This window comes from Sodalis sp. RH24 (assembly GCF_047324145.1).
Taxonomy (GTDB): Bacteria; Pseudomonadota; Gammaproteobacteria; order Enterobacterales; family Enterobacteriaceae; genus Acerihabitans.
In genome coordinates this window covers 1,398,045-1,411,240 of the sequence record NZ_CP178729.1, presented here as the reverse complement: position 1 = coordinate 1,411,240, position 13,196 = coordinate 1,398,045, and the positions used below count along the sequence as shown (strand labels likewise).

At 60.9% G+C, this 13,196-nt stretch carries 10 protein-coding genes; 1 reads left to right on the top strand and 9 read right to left on the bottom strand.

Annotation, left to right across the window (positions count from 1 at the left end; all coding sequences use genetic code 11):
- Window positions 1–50 precede the first annotated feature (50 nt).
- Window positions 51–2,267 (bottom strand): ferric-rhodotorulic acid/ferric-coprogen receptor FhuE, encoded by a 2,217-nt coding sequence (gene fhuE / locus ACL2XG_RS06515; protein WP_413722563.1) that lies wholly within the window; start codon window positions 2,265–2,267, stop codon window positions 51–53.
- A 325-nt stretch (window positions 2,268–2,592) separates the two neighbouring features.
- Here fhuE and ACL2XG_RS06510 point away from each other — a divergent pair, with 325 nt between their 5' ends.
- Complete coding sequence (locus tag ACL2XG_RS06510; protein WP_413722564.1) at window positions 2,593–3,687, top strand: hypothetical protein; 1,095 nt, start codon at window positions 2,593–2,595, stop codon at window positions 3,685–3,687.
- A gap of 90 nt (window positions 3,688–3,777) precedes the next feature.
- Here the strand turns inward: ACL2XG_RS06510 and ACL2XG_RS06505 are convergent, their stop codons facing one another.
- Genes ACL2XG_RS06505 through ACL2XG_RS06470 form a run of 8 tightly spaced genes read right to left on the bottom strand, consistent with a single transcriptional unit; the run spans window position 3,778 to window position 13,190 of the window.
- Window positions 3,778–5,358, bottom strand: a complete 1,581-nt coding sequence (locus ACL2XG_RS06505) for a rhodanese-like domain-containing protein (protein ID WP_413722565.1) — start codon at window positions 5,356–5,358, stop codon at window positions 3,778–3,780.
- A gap of 46 nt (window positions 5,359–5,404) precedes the next feature.
- Window positions 5,405–6,607: an acyl-CoA dehydrogenase family protein gene (locus ACL2XG_RS06500; protein WP_413722566.1), complete on the bottom strand. Its 1,203-nt coding sequence runs from the start codon at window positions 6,605–6,607 to the stop codon at window positions 5,405–5,407.
- A 1-nt stretch (window position 6,608) separates the two neighbouring features.
- On the bottom strand, window positions 6,609–8,258 hold the full coding sequence (locus tag ACL2XG_RS06495) for an ABC transporter substrate-binding protein (protein WP_410015513.1): 1,650 nt from the start codon (window positions 8,256–8,258) through the stop codon (window positions 6,609–6,611).
- A 19-nt stretch (window positions 8,259–8,277) separates the two neighbouring features.
- Window positions 8,278–9,546 (bottom strand): acyl-CoA dehydrogenase family protein, encoded by a 1,269-nt coding sequence (locus ACL2XG_RS06490; protein ID WP_413722567.1) that lies wholly within the window; start codon window positions 9,544–9,546, stop codon window positions 8,278–8,280.
- A complete protein-coding gene (locus ACL2XG_RS06485; RefSeq protein ID WP_413722568.1) occupies window positions 9,543–10,550 on the bottom strand; it encodes an ABC transporter ATP-binding protein in 1,008 nt (335 codons plus the stop codon). Before ACL2XG_RS06485 ends, ACL2XG_RS06490 begins: the two co-directional genes overlap by 4 nt.
- Entirely contained in the window at window positions 10,547–11,359 is an 813-nt protein-coding gene (locus ACL2XG_RS06480) for an ATP-binding cassette domain-containing protein (RefSeq protein WP_410015510.1), read from the bottom strand. Before ACL2XG_RS06480 ends, ACL2XG_RS06485 begins: the two co-directional genes overlap by 4 nt.
- Complete coding sequence (locus ACL2XG_RS06475) at window positions 11,359–12,207, bottom strand: ABC transporter permease (protein WP_413722569.1); 849 nt, start codon at window positions 12,205–12,207, stop codon at window positions 11,359–11,361. Before ACL2XG_RS06475 ends, ACL2XG_RS06480 begins: the two co-directional genes overlap by 1 nt.
- Window positions 12,204–13,190, bottom strand: coding sequence for an ABC transporter permease (locus ACL2XG_RS06470; RefSeq protein ID WP_410015508.1), 987 nt, complete (start codon window positions 13,188–13,190; stop codon window positions 12,204–12,206). Before ACL2XG_RS06470 ends, ACL2XG_RS06475 begins: the two co-directional genes overlap by 4 nt.
- Window positions 13,191–13,196: the final 6 nt, after the last annotated feature.

Sequence of the window (13,196 nt, the reverse complement as noted above, 5' to 3'; positions counted from 1 at the left end):
TATAAATAAAGCTACCGGGCCCTGTTAAGCCAGGGCCCGGTGGTTCTGCATCAGAATTGATAAGACGCGCTGACCGAGAAATTACGCGGCTCGCCGTAAACGTAGTTGTTCATATAGGTGTAGTAGGTACGGTCAAACAGATTATTAACGTTTGCCTGTATAGCTACCTGTTTGGTGACCTGGTAGCGTGCAAACAGGTTCGCCAACGGGTAGCTGCTCTGATAAACGCGCCGGGTGCTGCCATCCGGCCCGGTCACATCTTCAAACACGCGGTTCTGCCAGTTGATGCCGCCGCCAATGGCCAGGTCCGGCAACATGGGCATTTGATAACGCGTAAACAATTTGAAATCGGTTTGCGGCTGGTCCGGATTATAACGGCCCTCTTTATCGCGCGCGACATAACGCGTCGCGCCAAACGTCAACTGCAGATTATCGGTGAGCGCGCCGTTCAGCTCAAATTCCGCCCCTTTGCTCCGTGCTCCCTTGGTTGCCTTGTAGGCCTGCTCACTGCTGTTATTGACATAAACACCATTCTGTTCAGTACCGACGCTGTTCTGCTCGATACGGAACACCGCGACCGAGGCGGTCAGGCGCCCATCCAACCAGGCGGATTTCAGGCCGGTTTCATAGCTTTTACCGGTAACCGGCGACAGATAGCGGCCGGCGCTGTCGCGATAGGTCTGCGGCTGGAAGATCGAGGTATAGCTGGCGTAGGCCGACCAGGTATCGTTAATGTCATACACCAGGCCCGCGTACGGCGTGATGTTGTTTTTTTCCATATCGCCGCTGCTGCCATTGGTGCTCCATTGGGTATAACGCGCACCCACAATCAGCGCCAGCGGGTCCGCCAGAGAGAAGCGCGCGGCGGTATACGCTGATTTCTGGCGGATCACATCATCCGCGTTCAGATACCAGCCCTGCCATTCCGGCTCGGCGATATTGCCATTCCAGCCATTGTTAAACGCGCCCATATCGCTGGCGGCGATGTTGTAATTGTCGGGATCGGTAATGCCGTCCTGGCTGTAGGTGGCGTTATGCTGGCGGCTGTAGCTGATTCCGGCCATCAACTGATGCCGGCGACCAAACGCCTTGAACGGACCGCTGGCGTAGCCATCCACGGAGGTCAGTTCACGCTTGCCTCGGTCCATGCTGCCGTAACCGGTCACACCTTCGCCGGTGCTCTGGTCCGGATAATCCATGACATAGAGCAGATTATCGCTAAAAGTGTTCTGGGCGTGGGTACCATTAACGTGGACGTTCCAGCCGTTATCAAAGCTATGTACCAGGTCGGCATACGCTTTGCGCGCGTTGGTGTGATAAGACGTCCAGTCGGCGGAGGAGTTCAGGCTGCGGTTGTAGTGCGTCAGTGAACCATTGCTGTAAAACATCGGCAGGCCGCCCCAGGTGGGGTTTGCGGTGTCGGCGTCCTCATAGTCGTAGCCAAGCGATAGGGTGGTGTGATCAGTGATATCCGCATCCACCACGCCATAGAGAAATTTTTTGTTTTTCTGATATCGGTCCAGCCAGCTGTCCTGATCCTGGTAGCCTGTCACCACACGACCTCGCACCGATCCATCATCATTCAGCGGGCCGGCAACATCGGCAACATAGCGTTGTTTGTTCCAACTGCCATAGCTGGCGCTTACCGTGCCGGTGGGCTCTTTACTGTCCGCATGCTTACGTACCATGTTAACGGACGCCGATGGGCTGCCTGCGCCGGTTATCAGGCCGGTGGCGCCGCGTACCACTTCAATACGGTCATAAATCGCCGTATCTGAAGCGGCGTCGCCGTAGTTCCACGCATCGCCAACCGAAGTGGGAATGCCGTCAAAGGTGAAGTTGGTGATTTTGAAGCCGCGGGAAAAATACTCGGAGCGTTCGCTGTCAACCAGGTTGCTGGTGATACCTGTGGTGTTATTTAGCACATCGGTAACGGTTTGCAACTGCTGATCCTGCATACGCTGCTGAGTTATCACGCTGACGGACTGCGGCACATCGCGTGGCGTCAGCAGCAGTTTGGTCCCAGCGCGCGTGGTGGGTACCTGGTAGTCCTGTTTCTCTTCTGCAACCTTGTTGTCGGGGCTTGCGTACACCACCAGCTTCTGCTGGTCATCGCCGGTGGTTGTCGTGTTGTCTGTTTCGGTTGCCTGCGCCGGCATTGGGTTGAGCAGGGCATGTACCACCATTGCCAGCAACGACATCGTGAATGTTTTACGGATGTCGGACGCGCGTGATTCGGCGCGAGTTTCCTTGCGATTCAAAGACATAACCTTACCCGTCAGAAATAAGCGTGACCCGCTGTCATACTGCTTTTGTTGTTTTAGGTGGTGACCCCGAAATAGCGGGAAAAGATTGCCATTGCGAAGCACGGAAAGTAAAAATGCGCACCAGTTGAGAATACCAATGATAATCATTTGCTTTAATAATTATTAATAAGTTTCATTTCTAAATGTAAATGGACGCGGCGTTGCGCGTCATCGCTCGAATGGATTTGCTTAGTTTTCGCGAATGTGTATTATTCTCATTCATTCTTTGACCTGTCCGCGCGGCGATAGCCCGCCGGAAACCGTTCATCCATTGATGGAGTACAGAATGAAATCGTTTTTCAGTCCGGGCAAAGCCGCGGTTGCTGCTGCGGTCGTTGCCTCTTTAAGTCTGACTGCTTGCCAGATGCCGGCCAAAAAAGCGGAAAGTCCGGTGGCTGCTGCTGCGGCAACACCGGTTGATCAGACAGTTAAACAGCGTGTATTAGGCGATGGGCTGTATGAACTGGCGTATTCCGCGGCCGCCAACGCATTGTATGTTGCCAGTGCGCAGAGTTTTAAGGACGTGAACGGCGGCATACTGTATCGCCTCGACCCGGCTACCCTGGCGACTAAAGGCGAGACCCATACCGATCTGAAAAACTTCGGCATGGCCATCGATGGCGAGGGTAGCCTGTTCTATACCACCAATTCACTGGATGGTAGCCTGTCCAAAGTGGATGCGCAGAGCGGCAAAGTGCTGCAACGCTTGATGCTGGGTGGCGGTAAAGATAAAGACGGCGATGCGGTAGGCGCACGTGAGATATTCCTGCACGGCGACGAGTTGTATGTCGGTCGTGTGGCTGATCCGGGCTTCATTACCGTGATCGACACCCACGCTTTCAAAGTAAAAACCACCATCAAAAACGCAGGGAAATGGGTGACCGGCATTATCTATTCGCCGCTGACCGATCGCATTTATGCCGCCAATGGCGCGGGTGAGATTGTGGTTATCAATCCGCGCAGCCACAAAATTGAGCAGCGCTGGAGGCCGGATAATGGCCAAGAGTATCTGTTTCTCAATATGGCGGAAGACCCGGCCACCGGCCGCCTGTTCGTCACCGATGACTCGAAAGCCAAAACCACGCTGGTGCTTGATGAGCGCACCGGCAAAGTGATCAAACGTATTGAAGGTGATGCGTTGGGGATTAAATTCAACGCCAAACGCAATGAGATCTACATCAGTCAGCGTGGGTCGAAGAAAGTGTTGCAACTGGATGCCACCAGTTATGCGCTGAAAAAGAGCTGGTCGTTCGACACCCATCCGAACAGCCTGTTGGTATCAGCGGACGGTGAAACGCTGTATGTTTCTTTAAAACAGGCGTTTAACAAAGATAATTCTACCCAAGGGCCGGATAGTGTCGCCCGTATTGCGCTGAATTAAATCCGCCAGAGGAGGCCTGAGGGCCTCCTTGGGGTTGCGCCTCGATCCCTACAGTGGCGCGGTGAATAAATCTAACCCGGCCGGGCATTATTACCCGGGCAGGGGTTTAAATACCGCCCGTTCCCGGGCGTGTAATCTATCCCATAAGCCCTGTTCCCAGGCCAGGTATTGCCTGGCGGCGTCTTTATTGCCCGCGTGGCGGTCATGGGTGAAAAACAGATAATCAATGCGTTCGGCGTCAGCGGGCGCGTCGGGGGTGACGGCCACCGGCAGGCCGCCGTCCCGCCAGGCCGCAAATCCCCCGGCCAGCAAATATACCCGGGCCTGCAATGGCGCGGGGATATCGGCGGCGGCCCAGGCGGCCAGGGCCGCATCCTCCGCCAGCAGGACGATTTTTGCCGGCCCGGCGGCGGGCAAGCGATCCAGCAGCGGGCGGATCGACCAGCGGCTGCCGGGGATATGGCCATTGCGGTAGTGCTGGCTGGCGCGCAGGTCCAGTATTTCCACCGGCTGCCCCCGGTCCAGCTCGCCGGCGAGTTCGCGCGCGCTCACCGTTGGCCAGGCGGGGACCCCGACGGGTTGCGGCCGGGGCAGGGACACCCCGTCGGCCAGCCCTTGCGCCAGTCCGCCTTTCAGCACAAAGGCCTGATGCCCCAATTGGCGCAGCCAGCTCGCGGTGACCGGCGCCCGGACGCCGTCATTATCGAATAACACCACTTTGGCGTTTCGGACCCCCAGGTATTGATCGGTGGCCTGTTGCAACTGTCCGCCCGGCGCATGGCGGGCGCCGGGCAAACTTCCGCTGGCAAATTCCTCGGCGGTGCGCACATCCAGTAAAAAGACGGTATGGTTTTTTTGCCGCCATTGCCGGATATCGCGCGCGCCGATCCACGCCGCGCCGGCCCGGGCCGCCAGGCGTTCCGCGGCCCGGACCCGGGCGTTATCCGCGTGCAGCGCGTCGGGATAACGCCGCTGCTGCCCATGTTCCAGCGGCCGGTCCGCCAGCATCCAGCCTTGGGTGCCGTTTTCCAGCGCCAACACCGGATTGGCGATCCCCAGATCGATCAGGGTCTGGGCTCCAATGATGCTGCGGGTGCGCCCGGCGCAATTAATCACAATGGTGGTGGCCCGATCCGCCACCAGGGCGTCGACCCTGACGCCCAGTTCGCCGTTCGGACAGCAAATGCTGCCCGGAATGCTCATTTGCCGGTATTCTTCAAACGGGCGGCCGTCGAGCACGATCAACGGGTCGCCGGCGGCCTGCCGGCGCGCCAATTCGTCGGCGCTCAGGTGGGGGGTGGCGCGCCGTGTTTCCACCCATTCGCCAAAGGTTTTGGACGGCAGGTTAACCCCCTGGAACAATGTGTAGCCCGCCGCGGCCCAGGCCTGGGCGCCGCCGGCCAGCACATGCACCGCGCTGTAGCCCAGTTGCCGCAAACGGCGGGCGGCCCGCTGCGCCACGCCTTCGCCCGCATCGTACACCACCACTCTTACCGACGGGTTGGGCGCCAGCTTCGCCGCCTCGGGTTCCAGCCGGCTGTAAGGCAATGATGCGGCGAAAAACAGATGCCCTTCGCCGAATTGTCCATGTTCGCGCACATCAAACAGCGCCAGTTCGCCGCTGTCGTCCAGCCATTGTTCAAGGGTGCTGGCAGTTATAGTGGTAATCATAGGGTCTCTGAATTGTCTGGAAACGGGTTATCCCACCATAACGGCATCAATAGCCATAACCGATGGGGGGCGCCCGGTGGTTCAGCCGATAATCGCCGATCGCCCGGTATTTATAGGCCACGGGATCGTGGGTGGTATGGGTGCGGGCATTGCGCCAGTGCCGGTCGAAATCATGCTTACGCAGCGTGGTGGACGCGCCGCCCACGTCGAATAAGGTCTGGCCGGCGAACAGGGCGGCCTCGGTGGCGATAACTTTCGCCTCGGCGGTGGCGATGGAGGCTTCCACGGCCAGCCGCTCTATCTCTTGCGCGCCGGCGCCGGCGAAACGCGCCCGGGCGGCCAGCTCGATTTGCGCCGCCGCCGCCAGCACCAATGCATGCGCTCCGTGGGTTTGAGCGGCGATTTGCCCGACATAATGCAGCAGATAAGGATCGTCCCGGCCGCGGCTGACGCCGCTTTCCTTCACCGGCCGCACGCCGCCGCGCGCCCAGGCGGCCGCATCATCCAGCGCCGCCATGGCGATGCCCACTTCGATGGCGCAATGGAGGATTTGCGAAGCGGCGCCGGTGTGATGCCGTTCGGTTTGCCAACGCTGCGCCCGCATGACTTCCGCTTCATCCACCAGCACGTCATTTAGTTCGGTGCGGCCGCTCAGGGTGCCGCGCTGGCCCATGCCCTGCCAGTCATCGTGGCGGATAATGCCGGGGCGATCCGCCGGCACCACTGCCAGCACCGTCTCGCCCTGTTCATCCACCGCCAGCACTTTCAGCAGGTCGCCCATCAGCGCGCCGGTGCTGTAATGTTTCAGGCCATTGAGGCGATACGCATCACCGTGCCGGCTTAGCAGCGTGCGCACCTCGCCGCGGAACGCGCCGCCCAATTCCGCCGATGCGCCGCCCACCAGTTTCCCCTGCGCTACCTGGTCAAGATAAGCAGTGATTTGCGCCGGCGTACCCATCAACAGCGTGCGCTCGACAAACACAAAATGCGGCAGCAGGGATTGCGCCACCGACGGGTCGCCTTTGGCCAGCGCAATCATCAGCGCCACCACATCGCCGATCTCGCCGTTGGCCCCGCCATAGCGGCGGGGAACGCGCATCGCGCCAAGGCGCAGCCGGCGGATATGCTCGAACGCGGGCATATTGGCCTTGGCCAGGCGGTCATGCTCCGCCGCCTGGCAGGCCAGCTCCTGGCCCAGTTCGCGGGCCCGGGCCATTAATAATGGGGGTGTCAGGGACGTCGTCGGCATGTTATTTCTCCAGCCAGGCGTCGGCCAGGCTTGAATAGAACAGCATGGGCCCTTTGCGCAGGCCCTGGAGTTTTTTGGAATAAAACCCGAAGAACTTCAGCTCCAGTAAATTGATCGATGCGGCATCGGTTTGCACCAATTCCTGCATCTGATCGATATACTGTTTGCGTTTGGTCACATCCCCTTCCTCCTGGATGCCTTCAATGATGCGATCCATTTCCGGATTGGAGTAACCGGAGCTGTTGCTCGACGGGGTGCCGGGTTTGATATTCTTGGTCCAGAAACGGCGGGTGACCCCGATTTGCGGGTCTGGATAGGCGGAATACCATTGGGAAAACGTATCGAAATCATATTCCCCGAAGACCCGGCGGATCATGGCCGCCAGCTCCAGATTGACCAACTCCATTTCGACGCCGATATGTTTGAGCTGCTGCTGCATATATTCCGCGGCGCGCAGGTAGACCTGCCCGTAAGAGACCTCGGTAATATGGTTAATCCGCAGCCGCACCCCGTCGGCGCCGCGTTTCAGCCCGGCCGCATCCAGCAATTGCTCGGCTTTTTTCGGATCGAATTCATACTGCGGCAAGCCGGGCTTGAAGAATTGTTTCTGGAAGCTCGGCACGCAACTTTCCGCGACGTTGGCCAGGCCATACCAGACAATCTCCGCCAGCCCCTGCCTGTTGATGGCGTGGGCGAAGGCCTGCCGGACGCGGATATCCTGGAAGGTTTTGCGCCTGAAATTAAAATCGAAAAAGAAAATCGGCGCGGGGACTTCCCAGCCGCGGGTATCCAATTGCAGCGCCGGGTTTTGGCTCAGGCGCGCCACGTCGCTTTCGGCCACTGGATTATTGGGCGCGTATTGGATCTCATTGCTCTCCAAGGCTACGCCCCTGGCGCCGGCGTCCGGCAACATTTTAAAGATAATGCGATCCAGATAGGGTTTGCCGGTATCCCAGTAATCCGGGTTGCGCTCCAAAACGATATGACTGCCGCGCACCCATTCCTTGAATTTGAAGGCGCCGGTACCGATGGGCTTGGCGTTCCAGGGGTTGGTCAGCGGATTGGTGCCTTCATATAAATGTTTGGGCACAATCTGGGTTTCTGTGCCGAACAGCACCGACCAGAGCACCGGCGCGGGGCCGCTGAGCCGGAAAATTACCGTATAATCGTCGGGCGTTTCCACGGCGGTGACTTTGGCGAAGTTGGAGGCGCCGCGGGGATGGGTTTTCTTCACCACGTTCAGAATGGAATAGTGCACATCGGCGGACGTAAAGGGATGGCCGTCGTGCCATTTGACGCCCTGGCGCAGCTTGAAGGTGATGGTTTTGCCATCGGCCGATTGTTCCCAGGATTCGGCCAACTGCGGCTGGGGCCGGTAGTTATTGTCATAGCTTACCAGCCCGTCGAAAATGCTGGACGAGACCACGACCGCCGGGCTGGAAATATTAATGCCCGCCACCAGGCCGGCGGGCTCGGGGTTTACGTTGGCAAACAGCGTTCCCCCTTTGATGATGCCCTCCCCGGAGGCGGCGGCGGACACCTGGGCCGCCAGCGCCGACGGCAGGAATCCCGAGGCCGCCATGGTGCCTGCGCCAATCGCCATCAGCTCCAAAACCTGACGGCGGCTAAACTTGCGTGGATCGGTTGTCATAGGTTTTCATCCCGGATGATTAATAAGAAAAAGTCAGCGGCGGCAAGGTGCCGTTAACGTAGAAATCTCCCAGCGCGCGGTATTTGTAGGCAATGGGATCGTGCGTGGTATGGGTGCGGGCGTTACGCCAATGGCGATCGAAATTGTGCGTGCGCAAGGTCGTGGAGGCGCCGCCGATGTCAAACAGCATTTGCGCCACTTCCAGCGACACGGTGGTCGACCATATCTTGGCCTCGGCCACCGCCAGCGAGGCATGGCCGGCAGCCGCTTCGCAGGCGGCCAAAGAGGATTCGCCCGCGGCGCCGAAGCGGAGCGCGGCGGCGGTTTCCAGCAGATCGGCGGCGCTGAGCACTATCGCTTCGGCGGCGCGGGCGCGGGCCGACATGCGTCCCAGCGCATGCAGGATATACGGGTCGTCGGCGGCCTGCTGCACGCCGCTCTCTTTCACCGGCCTGACCCCCCGGCGCGCCCAGGCAACCGCATCGTCCAGCGCCGCCAGCGCGATGCCTGCGTCGATGGCGCAATGAATGATCTGGGCGCTGGCCCCGCCGTGATGGCGCTGGGTTTTCCAGGCCTCCATCGGTAGGATTTCCCCGGCGAAGACCGCCACATCCCGCAGCTCGGTCGTGCCGCTGGCGGTGCAGCGCTGCCCCATGCCGTCCCAGTCGTCCAAACGCACGATGCCCGGGCGATCCGCCGGCACCAGCGCCGAGATCATGGCGCCGTCCCCGTCAATACAGCGGATTTTCAGCAGGTCGGCATACCATGCGCCGGTACAATACTGCTTGGTGCCGTTGAGCCGGTACTGCTCGCCGTGCCGGGTCAGGCGCGTGGCCAATTCGCCGCGGTACTGCCCGCCGCGTTCCGCTGTCGCCGCGCCGAACAGTAAGCCCGCCGCGGCCTGCGGCAGATATGCCTGCCGCTGCGCTTCGCTGCCCATCAGTCGTATGCGTTCCACCGCCACGAAATGGGAAAGAAAGGCCTGGGCGATATTGGCGTCGCCGGCGGCCAGACGGAGAAACAGGCGCGCCACGTCATGCCAGGTGCCGCCGGCGCCGCCGTAGGCGACGGGGACGCGCAATGCCCCCAGGCGCAGCCGGCGGATTTGCGCGAAAACCGCCACCGGCAGTTCGCGGTTGGCGTCGCGTCCGGCTGATGTTTCGGCCAGTTGCGCGGCCAGGCGATCCGCTGCGGCCAGCAGGGCGTCGACGGTGGGCGGACCATCCTGGCCGGCGGGGGTCGCAGGCGATCCCGGCACGCTGTCCGGGGCATGATGAAGGGGGTTCACGATAGGCTACTCCTGATAATGATATGGGCGGGCTCCGGAGGGATAATCGCCGGATTGTGCAAATGGCAGGCCACCGACTGCGTCTTATCAAGGGGAAGCAGCTGCGGGGCGAGCGCACGGCAAACCGGCTGCACCAGCGGGCAACGTTGCTGGAAACGGCAGCCCGGCGGCAGGGCGTACGGGCTGGGCGGCTCCCTATCTTCCGGCGGGATGGCCTGCAGCCGTCGCGTATCCGGGCTGGCGCCGGGGATGGAATTGAGCAGCAGGCGGGTGTACGGATGCGCCGCCCGGGTCCACAGGCGATCTTTGGGCAGGATCTCGACGATCTGGCCAAGATACATCACCGCGATCCGCCCGGCGATATGCGCCACCACCGACAGGTCATGGCTGATAAATAAAAACGACACGCCGGTGCGCTGTTGCAGGGAACCGAGCAGCGCGACGATTTGCGCCTGCAGGCTGACATCCAGTGCCGAAACCGGCTCATCGCAGACAATCAGCTCCGGCGCGGGGGCCAGCGCGCGGGCGATATTTAACCGCTGGCGCTGGCCCCCGGATAACTGATGGGGAAATCGCTGTAATAATGCGGTCTCCAGCCCCACTTGATCGAATAATTCGCGAATGCGGGCCTGCCGGCCGGCGCGGTCGAGCCTGGTGTGCAGCCGCAGGGGCAAATCGACGGCTTTATACGCGCGCTGGCGCGGATCGAGCGCCGACAGCGGATCTTGGAACACCATCTGGATCGCCTGGCGCCAGGGACGTAATTTGCGCCGCGACAGCGGGGCCAGATTAACCTCGTGGAACAGGATTTTCCCGCTGTCGGCCTTCTGCAGGCCCACCAGGGTTTTGCCCAGCGACGTTTTACCGCAGCCGGATTCGCCGATCAGCGCCAGCGTTTCGCCGTAGCCGATATGAAAACTGACGGCATCGACGGCGATCAGGGTGCCGCTGGCGGTATGATGGCGCACATTGAGATCCCGGACATCGAGCAAAACAGGATTCATGGCCGGCCTCCCACCGGCGGCCGGGCCGCCAGCAATTGCCGGGTATAGGGGTGACGTGGCGCGCGGTACAGCGCGGACGCGCTCTGGAGCTCCAGGCATTCGCCGTAGCGCAGCACCGCCACCCGGTCGGCCATTTCCGCCACCACCCCCAGGTCGTGGGTAATGAGCAAAATAGCCATCCCCAGTTCCCGTTGCAGCGTCAGCAGCAAACTGACGATTTGCGCCTGGATGGTGACGTCCAGCGCCGTGGTGGGTTCGTCGGCGATAAGCAACGAGGGATTGCCGGCCAGCGCCATGGCGATCACCACGCGCTGGCGCATGCCGCCGGAAAGGCGGTGCGGATAATCGTCCAGCCGGCTTTCTGCCTGGGGAATACGCACTTTTTGCAGCAGTGCCAGCGCCTGCTGGCGGGCGGCGCGCCGGTTGACGCGCTGGTGTATCCGCACCGCTTCGGAAATTTGATCGCCCACGCTCATCAGCGGGTTAAGGGCGGAAAGCGCATCCTGAAAAATCATGCCGATCCGTCCGCCGCGGATCTGCTGCAACCGGCGTTCGTCCGCCCGCAGCAAATCGGTGCCTTCAAAACCCAGGCGCCGGGCTTCGACGGCCGCCGCCGCGGGCAACAGGCCAAGCAGGGCATAGCCGGTGGTGGTTTTGCCGCTGCCGGATTCGCCGACCAGCGCCAGCGTTTCGCCCGCGGCCAGTTCAAAGCTCAGATCCTTGACCGCGGGGGCGGCGGGTTCGCTGCCAGGGGCGCGATAAGTCACCCGCAGGCCTTCCACCTGCAGCAGGGGTGTGGTTAACGTCATTATGGCAATCTCCCGCGCTGCGGATTAATCCAGTCATTAATGGCGCCGCCCAGCAGGCTCAGCGATGCCACGGTAAAGAAAATCGCCACGCCGGGGATGGCGCTCATATACCAGGCGCTTCGCAGGACATCCCGCCCCTGGCCGATCATGCTGCCCCAGGACACGACGTTCGGATCGCCAAGTCCCAGGAACGATAACGCGGCTTCGGTTAGGATTGCGTGGCCCACCAGCATCGCCAGCATGGCCACCACCGGCATCAGGGCGTTGGGCAGGATATGGACAATCAAGATGCGATAATCGCTCATCCCCATCACGTGGGCGGCTTGAATAAAGTCGCTGTTGCGCAGGCGACGGGCTTCCCCCCGGGCCAGGCGCGCCACGTTCGGCCAGGACGTGGCGGCGATGCCCAGCGTCAGGGTATTGACGGTCGGGCCCAGGATAATCACCAGCACCAGGGTAAAAATCAGCGACGGCATAATTTGAAACAGTTCAGTGAGCCGCATAAGCTGATTGTCAACCCAGCCGCCGAAATAGCCGGCGACCGCGCCGATCAACAACCCGACCAGCGCGGTGAGCAAGCCGGTGGTTAAACCGATCCGCAGCGATAGCCGTGCGCCGTAGGCGATGCCGGCCCAGATATCCCGCCCCAGGGTATCGGTGCCCAAAACATGGGCGATATCCTGACCGGGGAACAGATAAGGGCGCGCCACCATGGCCTGCGGATCGTCCCCGGCCAGCAGCGGGGCGAACACCGCGATAGCGACCACCAGCAACAGGCTCAATCCCCCCAGCCAGGCGCGGGGCCGTTTGAGTAATGCGCCGGGCAGGGCGCTCAACAATTCAGTCATCGGCTACCCGCCAATCCGGTGCGGGGGTCCAGCGCGGCGTGCACCACCTCTGTGAGCACATTCACCATCACCACAAACAGGGAGGTGACGAACAAAATGCCCAGCAGCAAATTGACATCCCGAGTCGTGACGGCGGACAGCGCCAGCTGACCAAGGCCAGGCCAGGCAAACACGGTTTCAATGGTCACCGAGCCGCTGAGCATGGCGCCGAATTGCAGGCCGGTCAGAGTGACGATGGGCAGCAGGGCATTGGGCACGATATGCCGCCAAATCAAGCGCCGGCGGCTACAGCCTTTCGCCTTGGCTGTGCGGATGAAATCCTGCAGCGCCACGGTAAGTACGGATTCCTGCATCAGCCGGATATAAAGCGCCAGATAGCTGAAGGTCAGGCAGCCGGCAGGCATCGCCAAATGTTTTACGGTATCGGTAATGCGGGCGAAGCCGCGGTGATCGGCCCCCATTTCGCTCATGCCGCTGGACGGCAGCCAGCCCAGGTGCACGGTGAACAGTACGACAATCATCAGGCCCAGCCAGAATACCGGCATGGAAAACCCTAGGGTCTCCAACAGCGCGATCAGTCGTTCAACATACGGGCGTTTGGTGACCGCCGATATCACCCCCAGTATCATGCCCAGGATCACCGCCAGCACCAGCGATACTCCCATTAGCAGCAGCGTGGCGGGCAGCCGTTCCAGGATCAACTGGCTGACCGACGCGCTATAGCGGAACGACCAGCCTAAATCAAACTGCGCGATGTGTTTTAAATATGAAACGAACTGCACGGCCAGGGGCTGATCGCTGCCGAACTGCGCGCGCAACTGGGCCATAAACTCGGGCGTCGCCGCGCCGGCCTCGCCGGCGATAACATCCGCCAGATCGCCCGGTACGCTTTTTAGCAGGAAAAAATTGAGCACCACCACCATCAGGGCGATGGGAACGGCCTGCAGTATCCGCCGAGCTATGAAATATAATACTGTCATCATGGTTAC